Here is a 17,808-nt window from a genome sequence, read left to right on the forward strand (position 1 = left end):
TTCACGGCGGCCGTCATGTATGAACCAAGAATGCGAGAGCGCCTGACGCGGACATTTCACTATCCTGCAGACGCAAAAAAGCCGGGCTTTTTTCCCGGCTGCCGCATCATAACACGTTTCAGTCCCGGGTCACCCCAGCGGGCACGATGCCCGCCAGAAGGTGCCCAGCTCGAACCTTAAGGGCGGAAGTTCTCCAGGTAACGGAAGAAGTCGCTGCTTGGGTCGAGCACCATTACGTCACGCTTGTCCGCAAAGCTTTCGCGGTACGCCTGAAGGCTACGGTAGAACGCGTAGAACTCTGCATTCTGATTGTAGGCCTGGGCATAGATCGATGCTGCTTGTGCATCGCCGTCGCCTCGGATTTCCTCGGCGTCGCGATAAGCGTCGGCCAGAAGCACACGACGCTGACGATCGGCATCGGCGCGAATACCCTCAGCCAGCTCGCGACCTTTCGCACGATGCTCACGCGCCTCACGCTCACGCTCAGAGCTCATACGCTCATAAACGCTGCGGTTGACTTCACGCGGCAGGTCGATCGCCTTCACACGCACGTCGAGAACTTCGATACCGAGCTCTCGACGCGCCATGCCATCGAGCACGGCCGTCATGTCGGCCATGAGCGCATCCCGCTCACCGGACACCACCTCATGAAGCGTGCGCTTACCAAACTGGTCACGCAAACCGGCTTCCAGGCGACGGGACAAACGCTCGTCCGCAATCTGCTTCATACCCGAGGTAGCGGTATAGAAACGATTGGCGTCCGAGACTCGCCACTTGGCATACGCGTCCACCATGACCGCTTTCTTCTCAAGTGTCAGGAAGCGCTGCGTTACGGTATCCAGCGTCAGCAGACGACCGTCGAACTTGCGCACGCGATTCACGTAAGGAATCTTGAAATGCAGGCCCGGCGGCACATCCGTTTCCACTACACGGCCGAACTGCAGCAGCACCGCACGCTCGGTTTCAGACACGATATAGAAGCTGGACCAGACAACGATGGCCAGCACGACCCCTGCAATGAGGGCGAATAGCGATTTGTTGGTCATCAGCGACTCTCCCTAGAACGCAGGTCACGCTGGTCCAGCTCACGGGCGATGCGGGATCCGAGATCCGCGGTACCGGCGCTGGCAGAGTTGGAGGACGAAGAGTTGTTCGAAGCCGAGCCTTGACCCCGCCCACTCTCGACCATCTTGTCGAGCGGCAGGTAGAGCAGGTTGTTCTGACCCTTGTCACCCGTCACAAGAACCTTGCTGGTGTTGGTCATCATTTCCTGCATCGTCGCCAGATAGAGACGCTCACGCGTAACCTCCGGCGCCTTCTGGTACTCGGTCAGCAGCTTGACGAAACGATCCGCCTCACCCGAAGCCCGCGCCACGACTTCCTCGCGATAACCGTTTGCCTCCTCGAGCAGGCGCTGCGCCTGGCCGCGGGCCTCTGGGATCACGCCGTTGGCATAGGTTTCAGCCTGGTTACGCTCACGCTGCTCATCCTCACGCGCCCGGATGACGTCATCGAATGCTTCCTGAACCTCACGTGGTGCCGAAGCGCTCTGGATGTTCACCTGAGTCACGGTGATACCCGCCTTGTAGACATCCAGGAATCGCTGCAGGCGCTCACGGACCTGGGCGGCGATGGCTTCACGACCTTCGGTCAGCACCTGATCCATCGTCGAAGAGCCCACGACATGGCGCAATGCGCTGTCCGTCGCGTGTTCAAGACTCGTTTCGGGCTGGTCGACATTGATCACGAAGTCACGCAGATTGCTGATCCGGTATTGCACGGTCAGAGGGACTTCCACGATGTTCTCGTCCTGCGTCAGCATCGCACCCTGCTTGCTGTAAGCACGCTCTCGTGTGACGTTTTCCTGATACTTGGTATCGAACGGTGGGAAATAAATGTTAAGGCCAGACTCAACGGTGTCGTGGTACTTACCCAGACGCAGGATTACCGCCTGCTCCTGCTGGTCGACCACATAGACCGCGTTGTAAAGCCAAGCACCGACAAGGACCAGCAGAACCACGAGCAGCATGCCGAAGCCGCCACCTTTGCTACCGCTACCACCGCTATTGGAGCCACGCTTCTTGCCACCGAAGATCCCGCCCAGGCTTTCCTGCAGTTTGCGGAAAGCCTCGTCGAGATCTGGTGGCCCCTGACGACCGCCGCCTTTGCGACCGCCCCAAGGATCTTGGTTATTCGAATTGCCACCCGGCTCATTCCAAGCCATAGCGCTCTCCATCACTGATATGCAAAAACGCGCCCACGGCGCGCCGCCAATCCTACAGAATCCCCCGATCGGCGCCAAAGGCCACCGGCCAGCCATTATTGCAAAGTGTGTTGTCGTATGAAGACGTCTGGCTCCAGGCCTTCACGACTGACCAATCGGTTAAGTTCTACGCGTGGCAAACGAACTGAAAGCAAAGTGTCGCCCTGCTCGTCATGCCGCTCCTCCTTGACCGCCCCCGTGGCAAAGAGCTGGGAACGCAGGCGCGCCAAGTGCTGCGGCAACCGCAGCGTGCCCGTGAACATGTCCTCGCCTACCAGCTCGGCGATGGCTTCACGAATGAGTTCAAGCCCGACGCCGTCGCGTGCCGATACCCACACCCGGCGAGGAATACCCTGCTCGTCTCGCTGAATATGAGGTTCAACGCTCTCGAGAAGGTCCAGCTTGTTGTACACCTCGAGGATCGGCAGCTCGTTGGCGCCGATCTCCCCTAGCACCGCCATCACTTGTTCAATTTGCTCGTCCCGATCGGGCTCGTGCGCATCGATAACATGCAGCAGGAGGTCGGCATTGGCCGATTCCTCGAGTGTCGCCCTGAACGATTCAACGAGCTTGTGCGGGAGGTGGCGAATGAATCCCACTGTATCCGCCAGAATCACAGGCCCCACATCGGGCAACTCGATTCGGCGGAGCGTCGGGTCCAGCGTGGCAAACAGCTGGTTTGCCGCGTACACCTCGGAAGTCGTCATTGCGTTGAACAGTGTGGACTTGCCGGCGTTGGTATAACCCACCAGGGAAACGGAAGGAATCTCGGCGCGGCGACGGCCACGCCGCGCCTGGTCTCGCTGGCTGCGGACTTTTTCGAGCCGCTGCTTGATCTGACGGATGCGAACACGCAACAGACGACGGTCCGTCTCGAGCTGAGTTTCGCCCGGCCCGCGCAGGCCGATGCCGCCCTTCTGGCGCTCAAGGTGAGTCCAGCCACGAACCAGTCGCGTACTCATGTGCTCGAGCTGCGCAAGCTCTACCTGAAGTTTGCCTTCATGGGTACGCGCACGCTGGGCGAAAATATCGAGAATCAGCCCGGTACGATCCAGAACACGGCACTCAAGTGCGCGCTCCAGGTTTCGCTCCTGGCTAGGAGAAAGGGTGTGATTGAAGATAACGAGCTCGACCCCTTCGGCATGGACGAGGTCGTGCAATTCTTCGACCTTGCCCGTGCCGACGAGGTACTTGGCAGTCGGCCTGTGCCGCGGAACGTTGACGAATGCCACCGTTTCGGCACCGGCCGATCGGGCCAGTTCTGAGAACTCGTGAGGGTCTTCCCGCACGTCGGGGTCCTGACCTTCCAGGTGTACCAGAATGGCCCGTTCACCCCCGCCGGGTCGCTCGAAGAACAATGCCGGCCCCGTCAGGCGTTACCGGGCTCGGACTGCTCCTGCTCATTGCCACTGGGCAGCCGGACCGGACGGCTTGGTACCACAGTCGAAATGGCATGCTTGTAAACCATCTGGCTGACGGTGTTCTTGAGCAGGATAACGAACTGGTCGAACGATTCGATCTGGCCCTGCAGCTTGATGCCGTTGACCAGATAAATGGAAACCGGGACGCGCTCTTTGCGAAGCGTATTCAGGTAAGGGTCTTGTAGCGAATGCCCTTTTGACATGTGACGCACTCCTTATCGAGATTTGAATTTTTTAAACTGGTATACGAACTCGCCACTGTCAGGGGCGAATGCGCTGAATGAGGGGTCACCTCAATATGGAGGCCGTCTTCAGGTATTTCAAGACGAGTGAGCGATTACCCGTTGCAAGGCTGTCCAACCAGACAAGATCGGACCAACTTCGGAGCCAGGTGAACTGTCGTTTGGCCAACTGCCGCGTCGCGATGATACCGCGCTCTTCCATCTCCCCTCGCCCCATCTTGCCGTCCAGGTACTGCCACACCTGTCTGTAGCCAACAGCTCGAATCGAAGGCAACCCCTCATGCAAGTCTCCTCGCGCCCGCAAGCTTTCGACCTCCTCCACGAACCCCTGTTCCAGCATCTGGCCGAAACGCAGGGCAATTCGTTCGTGTAACGTCCGCCGCTCCGCGGGTGCGATTGCGAATTGCGCAACAGTATACGGCAAACGGCCGTTTTCGCACGCCGCTGGGCTGCCATTTTGAGCGCTTTGGCGGCGGCGAAATTCGCTCATCGTGACGCCGCTCAAACGGTAAACCTCCAGCGCCCGCAGCAGGCGCTGCGGATCGTTGGGATGGATGCGTAAAGCAGACTCCGGGTCGATGCGTGCAAGTTGCTTATGCATCGCCATCCACCCGCGCTCCTGAGCCTCTCGCTCTAGCTGCAGACGCACCTCTGCGTCTGCGCCTGGCATGTCGGCCATGCCTTCGATCAACGCCTTGAAGTACAGCATGGTCCCGCCAATCAGCAGCGGGATACGGCCACGCGCTGTGATATCCGCCATCAGCGTGAGCGCATCGGCGCGAAAATCTGCGGCAGAGTAGCTTTCCAACGGATCGCGGATATCGATGAGATGATGGGGAAACTGTGCGAGGAGCTCAGCCGACGGTTTCGCGGTTCCGATATCCATGCCGCGATAAACAAGAGCCGAGTCGACGCTGACCAACTCGCACGGCAGCTGATCGGCCAGCTCGATAGCGAGGTCGGTTTTCCCGGAGGCTGTCGGCCCCATGAGGAAGATCGCGGGTGGCAAGCTGGACATGATCGATCTCGGCGCAAAGGGCGCCTAGTTTCCAAATGCGTGACGCTGCATGCAAGCGTGACCTGCCTCACTGGCTGGAGCCGTGTCATTGCCCACGAAGGAAGAGCTTGTCCAACTGGTCCATGCTCATCTGCGTCCACGTTGGACGGCCATGGTTGCATTGACCACTGCGCTCCGTCTGCTCCATGTCCCGCAGCAGGCCGTTCATCTCGGGCACGCTGAGCCGTCGATTGGCACGCACGGCGCCGTGACAGGCCATGGTCGCGAGAAGCTCGTTCAGATGCGCCTGGATGCGATCACTGCTGCCGTATTCCAACAGGTCCGACACCACGTCTCGTACGAGCTGGCTAGCATCGGCCTGTTTCAGCAGCGCAGGAATCTGTCGAATCGCCAGTGTCTCCGGCCCAAGGCGCTGCAGCTCGAAACCCAGGCGGTCGAACCACTCGACATGTTCCTCCGCGCAGTCAGCTTCCCGCTGGCTGAGCGCGATGGATTCTGGAACCAGCAGCGGCTGCCCACGCAGACCCTCGCTGGCCATTGCTGCTTTCAGCCGCTCATAGGTGATGCGCTCGTGAGCCGCATGCATGTCCACGACAATCAGGCCCTGGGCATTCTCAGCAAGGATGTAGACGCCCTTGAGCTGGGCTACGGCATAACCAAGCGGCGGCACATCGCTGTTGGCCTCAGGTAAAGGCGCAGGCTGCGCGCCCGTTTCGAGTGGCGCATAGAAGTTCTTGTACGCGCCTTGCATCTCCGCCGTCGCAGGCGGCACAGCCTGAGCGCGGTAGCCGCCATATGCGGGCGACACGCCGTAGGACTGTCCCTGCGCTGCCGTATCCGGCATGGACGCCCCCATCGGCATGGCCGGCTGGACGGGCATTTCCAGCACGGTGGCAGCCAGGCTCATTTCGCCTTGCGGCCCAAACTCGCCCGCTGCCGGGCCGGTGGGCCGCACAACCGCCGGCGACACAGTTGCCAGCTGATCCTCGGGCCGTACCTCGCCCAGGGCCCGATGCAGCGTGCCGTAGAGAAAGTCGTGGACCATCCGGCTTTCACGGAAACGAACCTCATGCTTGGTTGGATGTACATTCACATCCACCACTGCCGGGTCGACCTCGAGAAAAAGCACGAAGGTAGGATGACGGCCATTGAACAGCACGTCCCGATAGGCTTGGCGCACGGCGTGCGCGACCAGCTTGTCGCGGACCATGCGGCCATTCACATAGAAGTACTGAAGGTCGGCCTGGCTACGGGAGAAGGTCGGCAGCCCAACCCACCCCCAAAGGCGAACACCGTTACGCTCCACTTCGATTGGCAACGCCTGCTCGAGAAATGCAGGCCCACAAACCGCACCTACCCGTCGACCACGCGCCGTAGCATCCCCTGCCTCATGCAACGCCAATACGCTCTTGCCGTTGTGACGCAGGTGAAACGCCACATCGAAACGCGCTAGCGCCAGACGACGAATCACTTCCTGGAGGTGATCGAATTCCGTCTTTTCGGTCCGAAGAAACTTACGACGCGCTGGCGTATTGAAGAAAAGATCGCGGACTTCGACCGACGTACCTACCGGATGGGCCGCTGGCTGGACCCTCGCTTCCATGTCGCGCCCTTCGGTCTCGACCTGCCAGGCCTGATCGGCATCGGCAGTACGCGATGTCATCGTCAGTCGGGCAACCGAGCTGATCGAGGCCAGCGCCTCGCCCCGAAAGCCCAGACTCAATACACGCTCAAGATCCTCGAGATCCCGAATCTTGCTGGTCGCGTGGCGCGCCAGCGCCAACGGCAGGTCATCCGAAGGAATCCCCGAACCATCGTCGCGGACGCGAAGCAGCTTGATACCGCCCTGTTCGACTTCGACATCTATACGACGCGCGCCCGCGTCAAGACTGTTCTCAAGCAGCTCCTTGATAACGGAGGCGGGCCGCTCAACGACCTCACCTGCAGCGATCTGGTTGGCAAGACGGGGGCTCAGCAGGTGGATTCGGCGCGTATCAGTCATCACTTGCGGCCAGCGTGGTCGCCGGAATATCGAGGGTCTGACCAACCTTGATCACGTCAGTGGACAGCTTGTTCGCACTACGCAACGAGGCGAGGCTGACTTGGTAACGCTGGGCAATCATCGCCAGGCTTTCGCCCGAGCTGACGACATGCTCGCGCGGCCCCATCGCCAGCTTGCCGGAATCACGCAACCACGCAATGTAGGTGCCGGGCGGTGGGTTCTGCGCGAAGAAGTCGCGGACGCCGCTCGCGATGGATCGTGCAATGCCCTGCTGGTGGCTGGAGGACAGCAGCTTGGCAGCCTCGCCCGGGTTGGAAATGAAGCCCGTCTCAACAAGGATGGACGGAATATCCGGCGACTTGAGCACCATGAAACCAGCCTGCTCGACCTTACGCTTGTGCAACGGAGTCATCTTTCCAATGTGGTTGAGCACCTTCTGGCCGACATTGAGACTCGAGGCCATCGATGCCGTCATCGACAGGTCCAGAAGGACGCCTGCCAGCATCTGGTCCTTGTCGTCCAGGCTCACATTGCCCGTACCGCCGATGAGATCCGAGCGGTTTTCGTTATCGGCCAGCCACCGCGCTGTCTCGGAGGTGGCACCTCGATCCGACAGCGCAAATACCGATGCACCAAATGCCGACGTTCTTGGGGCGGCATCCGCATGGATGGAGATGAACAGGTCAGCGCCCTTCTTGCGCGCGATCTCAGTCCGCTTGCGCAACGGAATGAAGTAATCCCCAGTGCGTGTGAGTTCGCCGCGATAGCCTTTCTGAGCGTTGAGCTGGCGCTGCAGCTCCTTGGCAATCGCGATCGTCACGTCCTTCTCACGGGCCCCTCTGGGGCCAAGCGCACCGGGATCCTCGCCGCCATGGCCAGCATCGATGGCAACGACAATGTCACGCTTGCCGCTCGGCACAGGCGGTAGCTTCGCTGATGGCTTGGCGGGTGTCACCGGCGTAGCCGGCACACTGGCGGTAGTCGTTGCAGGCAAGCTCGGCGAGAGGTCGGCGCCCTTGTCGAAGAGGTCGATGACGAGCCTGTTGCCGTATTCCTGGTTGGGATCGAGCGCGAAGCTCTTGGCCGTGACCTCGGCCGACAAGTCAATAACGACGCGCAGCTCATCTGCCGATCGCTGGGCAGACCGGATGCTCGTGATAGGGGTATTTGCGAGCGGAAGCTGATCGAAACGCGTTTTGAGATCCGCACCCTTGATGTCGACTACGATTCGATCGGGTGCAGTCAGCGTGAACAGGCTGTGCTGAACCGGACCGGAAAGATCGAACACCAGACGCGTGTTATCCGGCGCACGCCAGAGGCGGACGCTCCGCACATCCGAGGCCGCAAGCACTTCGACGGCCAGGAACGCCAGCAGCAGACCCACAATGCCGCGCAACATACCCACCCGCATTACGATCCCCATTGCTTCTTCATACTCCTGTGGCGAGGGCAGCACACCAGGCTTCACCCCGCTGACCGTGAGGCACGAAGTGGAGCACACGCCCTTCAGCTTGCGCCGTAATGGTAATGGCCATGTCCGGCTTTGGCAAAACGCCGGCGCCCCGCTCGGGCCATTCGATCAGGCACAGGGCATCTTCGGCAAAATAATCCCGGATGCCCAGAAATTCCAGTTCCTCGGGGTCCACTAGTCGGTAAAGGTCAAAATGGTAGGCCTGGACTTCTCCGACCTGGTACGGCTCGACCAAGGTAAAGGTAGGGCTCTTGACCCGCCCTTCATGCCCAAGGCCTCGTATCAGCCCCCTCGACAGTGTCGTTTTACCTGCGCCAAGGTCACCGTTGAGGAAGATCACGCCATGACCTGCCGTGATACGAGCCAGGCGCGCGCCCAGCGCCATCATGGCGTCTTCGCCTATTACATGAAGGGTCAATCCTGAAGCGGCCGACACGGTGAATGCTCCTCGAGAACGGTCCTGATATAGGTGGGTAGATCACTGGCAGCCAGACCTCGGCCTTCCGCCCGGCCAATGCGCTCGCCAGCGCAGGCGTGCAACCAGACGCCCAGGCAGGCGGCATCGTACGCGTTCATGCCCTGTGCTCTCAACGCGCCGATCAATCCGGCCAGCACATCGCCGAGGCCCGAACCCGCCATCGCCGGATGGCCGCGATCGCACACCGATACCGCACCTCCCGGGGCGGCAATGACGGTACCTGCGCCCTTCAATACGACGCACGTATCGTAACGCTCCGCAAGCGCCTTAGCGGCCCCGTAGCGGTCAGCCTGTATGTCCCGTGTAGATGCGTTCAACAGCCTGGCCGCCTCTCCTGGATGCGGCGTAATCACTGCATCCTTTGGCAGCCTCACGTTCCCGCTTGCAAGCAGGTTCAGCGCATCGGCATCCCAGACCTGCGGCAAATCGGCGAGCGCTACGCCGCTCAACAGGCTTCGCCCCCACGGCCCCTGGCCAAGCCCAGGACCGACGACAACCAGATCGGCCTTTTCAATCATGGCCCTGAGTTCATTCGCTGACCGCACACCATGAGTCATCACCTCGGGCCGTCGTGCCTGCGCTGCAGCGACATGCTCTCCGCGCGTTGCGACGGACACCAGTCCACTGCCTGATCGCAAGGCGCTTTCGGCCATAAGCAAGGCGGCCCCGCCCATGCCACGATCCCCTCCTACGACCAATACATGCCCAAAATGCCCCTTGTGCGCGGTTGGCGAGCGCGGGGAAAGGGCGGGCAGGTTGGCTGCCGTCAGCCGTCGCGTCTGCGAAGGGGCATTGTTCGAATCGCCATCGGCTAGCGGATCGAAGACCAACGAACCGACATGCGCGCCCGCCTCGCCTGTGAACAGTCCCTGTTTGAGTGCAATAAAGGTAACCGTCACCGTCGCGTTTACGGTTGGCGTCTCGGCATGACCTGTATCAGCATTCAGACCGGACGGTACATCGACAGCGAGAACGGGCAATCCGCTTTGATTGATCGCATTGATGGCGCTGTCGAAAGGCGCACGGATACTCCCCTTCGCACCGATACCGAGCAGCGCATCAACGACGATGCCGTCGAGCAGGGCGTCATCGCGCCATGGCTGGATGTCGACGCCCAGTTCGACGCACTGCGCATGCGCCTTCGCCGCGTCGGCGCCCAGCTTCGCAGGGTCTCCCACGGCCCACACCTTCACAGCCCAGCCCACGCGCTGGGCCAACGCCGCGATCAGGTATCCATCCCCTGCGTTGTTGCCGCTGCCGGCGAGCACGGTAATGGTTTGCGTATTTGGCCAACGCCCCCGCAATGCCCGCCAACACGCAGCCGCCGCCCTCTGCATGAGTTCGAAGCCGGGGACGCCCTGCTCGATCAGGCGTGCATCCTGCCCGCGCACCTGCTCCGCGGTGTACAGCGCGTCGGGTAATAGGTCATGTGTCTGCTGCATCGCGTCGTACCGCTCCATGTCTGGCAGAATTGTCGGCCCTTTTCGCCGCGTCCTCGCTCTCATGTCCGAATCGCTCGACCTCATCGCCCTCGCCACTGCCATCAAGGAATGGGGTCGCGAGCTGGGCTTTCAGCAGGTCGGCATTGCAGAACCCGACCTGACCGAGCACGAGGCACACTTGGACCGTTGGCTTGCGCAAGGCTTTCACGGGGAGATGGACTATATGGCCGCGCACGGGCGCAAGCGTTCCCGGCCCGAGGAACTCGTCCCCGGCACGCTACGCGTCATATCGCTGCGCATGGACTACCTGCCCGGCGACACGCAGATGACAAAGCAGCTCGCCGATCCGGAAAGCGCCTACGTCTCGCGCTACGCCCTAGGCCGTGATTACCACAAGCTGATCCGCAAACGACTGCAGCACCTGGCAGAACGCATCATCGAGCATACTGGCGAACTGGGCTACCGCGCCTTCGTCGACAGCGCCCCAGTCCTCGAGAAAGCCATCGCCGAGCAGGCCGGATTGGGCTGGATCGGCAAGAATACGCTGGTACTCAACCGCAAGGCAGGAAGCTACTTCTTCTTGGGTGAGCTGTTCGTGGATATCCCGCTGCCGGTGGACCCTCCTCAGGCAAGCGAGCATTGTGGGCGCTGTCACGCCTGCCTGGACATCTGCCCTACCCAGGCCTTCGCGGGTCCGTACCAACTGGACGCGCGGCGCTGCATTTCCTATCTCACGATCGAATTGAAGGGTGCTATCCCAACCGAGCTACGCCCTCTCATCGGCAATCGAGTGTTCGGCTGCGATGATTGCCAGATCGTTTGCCCCTGGAATCGCTTCGCGCGACCTACCGCCGAGGGTGACTTCCGGCCTCGGCACAACCTCGACAACCAGGCGCTGGCAGCCCTGTTTCGATGGACGGAGGAGGAATTCCTTTCACGAACCGAGGGCTCACCCCTCCGACGCGCGGGATACGAGCGGTGGCTGCGCAACCTGGCGGTTGGCCTCGGCAATGCGCCGAGCACGGTCCCGGTCCTCGAAGCCCTGGCGTCGCGCCGAAATGAACCCTCGGAACTCGTGCGTGAGCATGTCGAGTGGGCGCTGGCGCAGCACAAGGCACGCGGCGCGCCAATCACCGCACACCCGGCGGTAGGATAACTACAGTTTCAGCAGGTGCTGGCGGTAGTAGCGCAGCTCGGCAATGGACTCGCGGATGTCGTCGAGTGCCAGGTGTGTATTGTTCTTCTGGAAACCATCCTTGACCGTCGGTGCCCAGCGCTCAGCCAGAATCTTCAGGGTCGAGACGTCCAGATAGCGGTAGTGGAAGTAGCTCTCTAGCGCGGGCATGTAGCGATAGAGGAAGCGGCGGTCCTGACCGATGCTGTTGCCGCAGATCGGCGACTTGCCTTTCGGCACCCATTGCTCGAGGAACGCCAGCGTCTGCGCTTCCGCGCCAGCCATGTCGACCGTGCTCTCGCGAACGCGCTGGGTCAGGCCGCTTTGCCCATGGGTACGTGTATTCCACTCGTCCATCCCCGCGAGCACCTCATCCGAGTGATGGACAGCGATGACAGGACCCTCCGCGAGCACGTTCAGATCGCTGTCGGTGACGATCGTCGCAATCTCAATAATCACGTCGCGCTCCGGGTCCAGGCCCGTCATCTCGAGGTCGATCCAGATCAGGTTGTGCGGGTTCGGCATGAGGGTACTCCTATCGTGGGGCGCGCATTCTAGCCGGCGCTCAGGGGTTCGTCCCGTCTATCGTAAGTCGCTCCCGGCATGATCCAGACCAGCAAGCGCGAGTCACGCCAGTCATTGAGCGCCACCGTCGACGACGGGGGGCTATCGGGAATTTCGAAGCTGTTGCTGACAAAACGAGCATTCGTCTTCATTTCGGCAAGCGCCTTCACCCAAAGTGCCGCCATGGGTGCCGGCGAAAGAAAGCAGTACACCAGATCGAACGCGGCCAGATCCTGCTTCCAAAGATTGCGGTAACGAATTCGGCAATTACGCAGGCCGAGCGTACGCAGCCATGCCCAGGCAAAACTCAACGGTGCCGTCTCCACACCCTCGAAGCGAGCCTGCGGGAAACGACGTGCGAGCCGACTGAGTGTGCCGCCCAACCCACACCCCAGGTCAATGAAGGAAACGTTGCCGCCCTGCTCCTCGATCATCGTCGCGAGCGCCTGCTCTGCCGGCTCCCCACTCAGATAGAGCGGGACGCGTTCGCTGAAGCTGTTCCAATTAAAGAGCAGTAGCAGTACGAAGAGCACCGCATAAGCCCAGGCCGGCAGCGACAGCATGTACATCAGCGCGAGCGCTGGCACGAAACCGAGATTGATCGGCACCCACCAGCGTGAAAGCCCAAGCCGCACGCCTATCGCGGCCGCGCCCACCGCCTGAAGGGTGACAACGCCCCAAAGCGGAACACGGATGTTCGCTAACTGAAACAGCGCCAGCAGGACCAGCCAGATACATACGGCAGACAGTACCTGTGCCAGTAGTGCACGTAGTGCGGGAGTTCGGGTAACACCGGCAGCCATGGGGGCCTCTTGTTCGAGTACAGGCGGGCGTCAGCGGCAAGGCACGCTCCACCGGGCAGTTTAGCCCGAGCCGAAACGGACGGCGTGCTAGACTCGCGGCACCTTCTTTCATCAGACAGACGAATGGCCAAACGGCAACTCACACGCCGCCAGCAATGGCGCATCGAAAAGATCCAGGAAGAACGTGCTGCACGGTCCGCCAAGCGTGAATCGCGCGCGGTCGAGGAACTGCAGGGCGGTGACCTGGGGCCCGAGCAGCCTGGGCAAGTCATTGCGCACTTTGGCGTGACCGTGGAGGTCGAGGATACCGAAGGCCGCACCTTCCGGTGTTATCGGCGGGCAAACCTGCCGGCGTTGGTAACCGGGGATCAGGTTGTCTGGCGCTCAGGCGCTGACGATCAGGGCGTGATCGTCGCGGTACTGCCGCGGCGCTCGGAGCTGTGCCGGCCCGATATGCGTGGCCTGCTCAAGCCCGTCGCCGCCAACGTCGATCAGCTGGTCATCGTATTTGCCCCGCTTCCCGAGCCGCACGGCAATCTGATCGATCGTTACCTGATCGCAGCCGAACATGCCGGCATCGAACCGCTGCTCCTGTTGAACAAAGCCGACCTGGTTGACGAGCAGAACGCCGGGGCGCTTGATCCGTTGCTCGAAACCTATCGCGAACTGGGCTATTCGCTACTCGAGGTTTCCGCGTTCAAAGGGCTTGGCCTCGATGAGCTGCGTGGCCATCTCGATGGTCGCGTTAGCGTGTTCGTGGGTCAGTCCGGGGTCGGCAAGTCTTCACTCGTGAACGGTTTGCTGCCAGACGCCGACACTCGCGTCGGCGCGCTGTCGGAGGCCACAGGCAAGGGCACACACACCACGACTACCGCTCGACTGTTCCACTTCCCATCCGGTGGCGACCTCATCGACTCACCAGGGATCCGAGAATTTGGTCTGGTCCACGTCACGCGTGAAGATGTGGAAGATGGCTTTATCGAAATGCGCGCACTGTTCGGCACTTGCCGTTTCAGGGATTGCCGGCATGATCGTGAGCCTGGCTGCGCACTGCTCAAGGCACTTGAGGATGGGCGCATCCGGCCGCAACGGATGGACAGCTACCGCCACATCCTCGCGACCCTGCCAAAGGACGACTACTGATACGAAAAAGCGCCGCCGGGTTCTAACCGTGCGGCGCTTCGGCCCCCAGGTGCCGATTTACTGTTTGGCCTGATCGAACTTGAGCACACCCGCCTCGAAGACATTGACCTTCTGCTGTACCTGAGCAGCCGGTGCCGGCGCGCCTGATGGCGCGGCACTTGCACCCGGCACCGCGCTTGGCGCGGCCTCTGCCTTGTCGCCTGACGCGCCCTCGGCACCCTGCGTGCCTTCGATTTCGCCCTGCGCCTTGCGTGTCAGCACGACGATATCGATGCGGCGGTTGACTGGATTCATCGGGTCTTGCCTGTCGAACAGGCTCGAAGAAGCATAGCCGACCACACGCGCCACTTGATCCGAGGGATAACCGCCCGCCTCTAGCGCCCGACGCGCTGCATTCGCGCGATTCGCGGACAGCTCCCAGTTGCCAAAACCGTTGTTACCGGCGAACGGCTTCGCATCGGTATGGCCACTGATGCTGATCTTGTTCGACACAGCGCGAATGGTGTCGGCCATGATCAGCAGGATGTCTTCGAAGTACGGCTGGAGCCTCGCACTGCCCAGATCGAACATCGGCCGGTTGGCCGCATCGGTGATCTGAATCCGCAACCCGTCCTGCGTGATTTCGAAGTTGATCTGGTCGCGGAAATCCTTGAGTTCCGGGTTTTCATCGACCTTGACCTGAAGCTCTTTCAGCAGCAGCTCCAGGCGCTCCTTGTCGACCTGCTCCGCCAACTGCTCCGCCAATTGCGATGCCTGCAGCGCATTGGTGCCCTTGTCCGGCAGGACCTCATTCTGCGGCTGTTCCTCCACCTGTGGGTTCAGCGTCCTGTCGGGAGAAGGCGTAGGTGTCCCTCCCAAATCGATGACATAGGGGCTCGCGCTTTCACTGAAGCCGATCGGATCCTGGAAATAGCCGGAAATCATCTTCTTCTGCTCCGGCGAAGCGGAAGACATAAGCCACATCACGAGAAAGAACGCCATCATGGCCGTCGCAAAGTCTGCGAACGCGATCTTCCATGCCCCACCGTGGTGGCCGCCGGCGGTCTTCTTTACCCGCTTGACGATGATTGGCTGGTTATTTTCCATGACTCAGCCTCAGCTACCGCGGACCGCTTGCTCAAGCTCGCTGAAGCTGGGCCGGTGCGCGGGATAGATGACCTTACGGCCGAACTCCACCGCCAACGAAGGCGGCATGCCGGAGGCGGACGCCACCAAGGTGGCCTTGATCGCTTCGTACAGGTTCACTTCTTCCTTGGCGTCGTGTTCAAGTGCGCCTGCCAGCGGAGCGAAGAAGCCGTAGGACGCCAGAATGCCGAGGAATGTGCCCACCAGAGCAGTCGCAACCTTTTCACCGATCTCGGCGTTGGTTGCCTCAGCAAGAATCGACATCGTAATCACGATACCGAGTACCGCGGCCACGATACCCATCGCCGGCATACCATCAGCCACCTTTGCAACGGCATGGGCAGGATGCTCCAGCTCTTCTTTAAGGCTGGATATCTCCATGTCGAAGAGGTTTTCGAGCTCGTGCGGCGCCATGTTGCCGCTGGACATGATTCGCAAGTAGTCACACACGAACGCCATCATGCGGGCGTCCTTGATGACGGTCGGGTATTTGCTGAAGATCGGGCTCGCAGCAGGGTCTTCGATATCCGCTTCGATGGCCATCATGCCTTCGCGACGGCTCTTGTTGAGGATCTCGTAGAGAAGCTTCAGCACATCAAGATAGAACGAATGCGTGAAGCGGCTGCTGAACATGCTCAAGGATTTCTTGAACACGCTCATGAATGCGCTACCAGGGTTCGCCTGCAGGAACGCACCCAGGGCCGCACCGCCGATGATCATGACTTCGAAAGGATGCACGAGCGCCATGACTTTGCCGCCGGAAAGTATGAAGCCGCCGAGTACGCTAGCGAAGACGACGATGATGCCGATGATTTTTGCCATTGAGGGAATCTTGCGAAGCCAATCGGAAAACAGGACGTGGGGGGCGCGCCAAGACAGGCCGAACCACACGCTTCGAAGGGGTTATCGGACAAAGCGGGCGAGACTATAGGCCGCTTGCCGGAAAAAGCCATCGGCGCGCATTGAATTTAATTGGTGCCCGGCCGATACACTGTATGTGCGGGACACCCGCAGCACCTTCCGGATTGGTCGTCGACTCATGCCAGACAAATACGCGGTACCCGACAGCCCCAGCGAGTGGCTCAAGCAATTGGACGCCGTCCGTCTGCCTATTCCGGCCGAGCAGCATTTGAAGGTGCGCCGGGCGCTTGGCGATAACCGTCGCTCGATCCGGGAGATCGCTGACATGATGCAGGGCAGCCCGGCATTGGCGCTGGCAGTCCTGCGCGAGGTAAATCGGCATCGCAGCAGCCTTGCCGAGCCGGCAGAAAGCCTTGAAATTGCATTGACACGCCTGGGCCTGAAGAACGCCGAGGCCTTGATGGACCGGCTTCCTGCTGTACCCGAAGCCGACATTCCCCCAGCGCTACGGCAATTGCTTTCGATAAGCCAGCATGCCTGCCAACAAGCCAATGGCCTCTTCGCTTCACGTCTCGCACGGCTATGGCAGGATATCCACTGGGGCAGCCTGCTTTTCCTCTCGCCTATGTGGACGCTGGCCGCCGCTCATCCCGACCTGTTCGGACAATGGGAACAGCGCGTGCTGGCCGATGACGAGGCCCCCCAACGGGTGGAAGCCGAACTGCTTGGGACGCCCTTGATGCCGCTCTGTCTGGCACTGGCGGAACGTTGGCAACTGCCTGATTGGATCATCGAAGGGTATCGGCTTCTGGTGGAAGACCGGCGAATGCTGGTCAAGGCGCAACACATTGCTCGGGACGAAGCCCACCCCCTCGACCAGCAGCGCCGGCTGGACGAGGACGAGCCTCTGCGGCGCTGGCTCACGCAACCGGGCAACACCGTAGTCCTGGCCAATGGACTTGCGCTGACAGCACACCATGCGTGGGATACCCCCCACAGCCTACGCTGGCAGCGCCTCACCGCGCTCTACCTACAAGTGAACCTTGACGAACTGCAACAGCAGCTGCATCAGTTGGCAGTCGTTAGTGCTCGCCAGCAGAAAGAGAAGGACCTCTGGCATCCAGCCGAAGCCCTCATCTGGCCGTGGCATGCGCGTCGTTTGACGCCAAAGGCGCCCATGGCCGCACCCAAACCTCGCCCCGCCGCTGCACCTGCTACTGCGCCGATGGATCCAGCCAATGGCGATCGCTGGCGGTCGCTATGCCGCGACCTGCTGCAAAGCCCTTCGCCCTTCGTCAACGTGCTTCAACTCGGCGCGACGGCGTGCGAAGCCGTTCAGGCCGGTGGGATGCAGCGCGTGCTGGTATTACTGGCTGATCGAACCGGAAGCGCCGTCACCGCGCAGCAGAGCGCGGGCTTCATGACACGGACAGCCGGGCTGAAGCTCGAAGCCAGCCAAAGCCAGGTCATCCGCAGGCTTATCAACCAACCGGGCCTGCTACGCCTGTCACCCGCCAATTATCCTCAGTTCTCGCCGCTGCTGCCGGGAGGCCTCAAGGCACTGTTCGAAGGCGAGCACCTCGTGCTGCGTTCGATTGGGGTCAATGGTCGTGTCGCGTTGATGATTGTGGCCGATCAGGCCGGTGCTCCCCTCAGCGATAACAGCGTCCAGATCCTGGGCAAGACGACCCAGTGCATCGAACGTGCCCTGGCGCAATTCGCATCGCGCGGTCGTCCCGGCTAGCGCTCAACAGCACCACACACCTGCGCCCTGTCAGACAGGCGGCGATCCGCTACAATC

Annotated in this window: 16 protein-coding genes; 3 read left to right on the top strand and 13 right to left on the bottom strand. The window is 61.1% G+C overall.

The annotated features are described in order from the left end of the window. Window positions 1-176: 176 nt before the first annotated feature. The 9 genes from hflC to ACY8D3_RS15280 all read right to left on the bottom strand — a co-directional run bounded on the left by hflC (window position 177) and on the right by ACY8D3_RS15280 (window position 10,337). Entirely contained in the window at window positions 177-1,046 is an 870-nt protein-coding gene (gene hflC / locus ACY8D3_RS15240) for a protease modulator HflC (protein ID WP_462379638.1), read from the bottom strand. Further along, entirely contained in the window at window positions 1,046-2,224 is a 1,179-nt protein-coding gene (hflK, locus tag ACY8D3_RS15245) for an FtsH protease activity modulator HflK (RefSeq protein WP_462379639.1), read from the bottom strand. The genes hflC and hflK overlap by 1 nt, the downstream gene beginning before the upstream one ends. Before the next feature lie 95 nt (window positions 2,225-2,319). Beyond that, window positions 2,320-3,621, bottom strand: coding sequence for a ribosome rescue GTPase HflX (hflX, locus tag ACY8D3_RS15250; RefSeq protein ID WP_462379641.1), 1,302 nt, complete (start codon window positions 3,619-3,621; stop codon window positions 2,320-2,322). 11 nt (window positions 3,622-3,632) lie between these two features. Then, complete coding sequence (hfq, locus tag ACY8D3_RS15255; protein ID WP_462379642.1) at window positions 3,633-3,887, bottom strand: RNA chaperone Hfq; 255 nt, start codon at window positions 3,885-3,887, stop codon at window positions 3,633-3,635. An 85-nt stretch (window positions 3,888-3,972) separates the two neighbouring features. Beyond that, window positions 3,973-4,944, bottom strand: a complete 972-nt coding sequence (miaA, locus tag ACY8D3_RS15260; protein WP_462379643.1) for a tRNA (adenosine(37)-N6)-dimethylallyltransferase MiaA — start codon at window positions 4,942-4,944, stop codon at window positions 3,973-3,975. Window positions 4,945-5,029: 85 nt separating this feature from the next. Next, complete coding sequence (gene mutL, locus ACY8D3_RS15265; RefSeq protein WP_462379644.1) at window positions 5,030-6,946, bottom strand: DNA mismatch repair endonuclease MutL; 1,917 nt, start codon at window positions 6,944-6,946, stop codon at window positions 5,030-5,032. Beyond that, on the bottom strand, window positions 6,939-8,369 hold the full coding sequence (locus ACY8D3_RS15270; protein WP_462379646.1) for an N-acetylmuramoyl-L-alanine amidase: 1,431 nt from the start codon (window positions 8,367-8,369) through the stop codon (window positions 6,939-6,941). The genes mutL and ACY8D3_RS15270 overlap by 8 nt, the downstream gene beginning before the upstream one ends. A gap of 7 nt (window positions 8,370-8,376) precedes the next feature. Further along, a complete protein-coding gene (gene tsaE / locus ACY8D3_RS15275; protein WP_462384402.1) occupies window positions 8,377-8,805 on the bottom strand; it encodes a tRNA (adenosine(37)-N6)-threonylcarbamoyltransferase complex ATPase subunit type 1 TsaE in 429 nt (142 codons plus the stop codon). A gap of 26 nt (window positions 8,806-8,831) precedes the next feature. After that, window positions 8,832-10,337 (bottom strand): NAD(P)H-hydrate dehydratase, encoded by a 1,506-nt coding sequence (locus tag ACY8D3_RS15280; RefSeq protein ID WP_462379647.1) that lies wholly within the window; start codon window positions 10,335-10,337, stop codon window positions 8,832-8,834. A gap of 61 nt (window positions 10,338-10,398) precedes the next feature. On the opposite strand from ACY8D3_RS15280, the gene queG reads away from it, so the two are divergent. Further along, on the top strand, window positions 10,399-11,493 hold the full coding sequence (queG, locus tag ACY8D3_RS15285; protein WP_462379648.1) for a tRNA epoxyqueuosine(34) reductase QueG: 1,095 nt from the start codon (window positions 10,399-10,401) through the stop codon (window positions 11,491-11,493). Here queG and orn read toward each other — a convergent pair whose 3' ends face one another. Continuing rightward, window positions 11,494-12,036 (bottom strand): oligoribonuclease, encoded by a 543-nt coding sequence (orn, locus tag ACY8D3_RS15290; protein WP_462379649.1) that lies wholly within the window; start codon window positions 12,034-12,036, stop codon window positions 11,494-11,496. Between the two features lie 29 nt (window positions 12,037-12,065). Then, window positions 12,066-12,878 (bottom strand): class I SAM-dependent methyltransferase, encoded by an 813-nt coding sequence (locus ACY8D3_RS15295; protein ID WP_462379650.1) that lies wholly within the window; start codon window positions 12,876-12,878, stop codon window positions 12,066-12,068. 123 nt (window positions 12,879-13,001) lie between these two features. Here ACY8D3_RS15295 and rsgA point away from each other — a divergent pair, with 123 nt between their 5' ends. Then, entirely contained in the window at window positions 13,002-14,021 is a 1,020-nt protein-coding gene (gene rsgA, locus ACY8D3_RS15300; RefSeq protein WP_462379651.1) for a small ribosomal subunit biogenesis GTPase RsgA, read from the top strand. Between the two features lie 57 nt (window positions 14,022-14,078). Here the strand turns inward: rsgA and motB are convergent, their stop codons facing one another. Together motB and motA are read right to left on the bottom strand one after the other, a co-directional pair. Beyond that, window positions 14,079-15,107 carry a flagellar motor protein MotB gene (motB, locus tag ACY8D3_RS15305; protein WP_462379652.1) on the bottom strand — a complete coding sequence of 343 codons (1,029 nt, stop codon included), beginning with the start codon at window positions 15,105-15,107 and terminating at the stop codon, window positions 14,079-14,081. Window positions 15,108-15,116: 9 nt separating this feature from the next. Continuing rightward, window positions 15,117-15,968, bottom strand: coding sequence for a flagellar motor stator protein MotA (gene motA, locus ACY8D3_RS15310; protein WP_462379653.1), 852 nt, complete (start codon window positions 15,966-15,968; stop codon window positions 15,117-15,119). 217 nt (window positions 15,969-16,185) lie between these two features. Here motA and ACY8D3_RS15315 point away from each other — a divergent pair, with 217 nt between their 5' ends. Beyond that, window positions 16,186-17,751 (top strand): HDOD domain-containing protein, encoded by a 1,566-nt coding sequence (locus ACY8D3_RS15315; protein WP_462379654.1) that lies wholly within the window; start codon window positions 16,186-16,188, stop codon window positions 17,749-17,751. The last annotated feature ends 57 nt before the right edge of the window (window positions 17,752-17,808 follow it).

The sequence above is a fragment of the Pseudomonas sp. Marseille-QA0892 genome, assembly GCF_054950135.1.

What these genes read in the sequence shown, in the direction of transcription:
- hflC (WP_462379638.1), bottom strand. Translation starts at nt 1,046, where the DNA reads ATGACCAACAAATCGCTATTCGCCCTCATTGCAGGGGTCGTGCTGGCC.
- hflK (WP_462379639.1), bottom strand. Translation starts at nt 2,224, where the DNA reads ATGGCTTGGAATGAGCCGGGTGGCAATTCGAATAACCAAGATCCTTGG.
- hfq (WP_462379642.1), bottom strand. Translation starts at nt 3,887, where the DNA reads ATGTCAAAAGGGCATTCGCTACAAGACCCTTACCTGAATACGCTTCGC.
- miaA (WP_462379643.1), bottom strand. Translation starts at nt 4,944, where the DNA reads ATGTCCAGCTTGCCACCCGCGATCTTCCTCATGGGGCCGACAGCCTCC.
- mutL (WP_462379644.1), bottom strand. Translation starts at nt 6,946, where the DNA reads ATGACTGATACGCGCCGAATCCACCTGCTGAGCCCCCGTCTTGCCAAC.
- ACY8D3_RS15270 (WP_462379646.1), bottom strand. Translation starts at nt 8,369, where the DNA reads ATGGGGATCGTAATGCGGGTGGGTATGTTGCGCGGCATTGTGGGTCTG.
- tsaE (WP_462384402.1), bottom strand. Translation starts at nt 8,805, where the DNA reads ATGATGGCGCTGGGCGCGCGCCTGGCTCGTATCACGGCAGGTCATGGC.
- ACY8D3_RS15280 (WP_462379647.1), bottom strand. Translation starts at nt 10,337, where the DNA reads ATGCAGCAGACACATGACCTATTACCCGACGCGCTGTACACCGCGGAG.
- queG (WP_462379648.1), top strand. Translation starts at nt 10,399, where the DNA reads ATGTCCGAATCGCTCGACCTCATCGCCCTCGCCACTGCCATCAAGGAA.
- orn (WP_462379649.1), bottom strand. Translation starts at nt 12,036, where the DNA reads ATGCCGAACCCGCACAACCTGATCTGGATCGACCTCGAGATGACGGGC.
- ACY8D3_RS15295 (WP_462379650.1), bottom strand. Translation starts at nt 12,878, where the DNA reads ATGGCTGCCGGTGTTACCCGAACTCCCGCACTACGTGCACTACTGGCA.
- rsgA (WP_462379651.1), top strand. Translation starts at nt 13,002, where the DNA reads ATGGCCAAACGGCAACTCACACGCCGCCAGCAATGGCGCATCGAAAAG.
- motB (WP_462379652.1), bottom strand. Translation starts at nt 15,107, where the DNA reads ATGGAAAATAACCAGCCAATCATCGTCAAGCGGGTAAAGAAGACCGCC.
- motA (WP_462379653.1), bottom strand. Translation starts at nt 15,968, where the DNA reads ATGGCAAAAATCATCGGCATCATCGTCGTCTTCGCTAGCGTACTCGGC.
- ACY8D3_RS15315 (WP_462379654.1), top strand. Translation starts at nt 16,186, where the DNA reads ATGCCAGACAAATACGCGGTACCCGACAGCCCCAGCGAGTGGCTCAAG.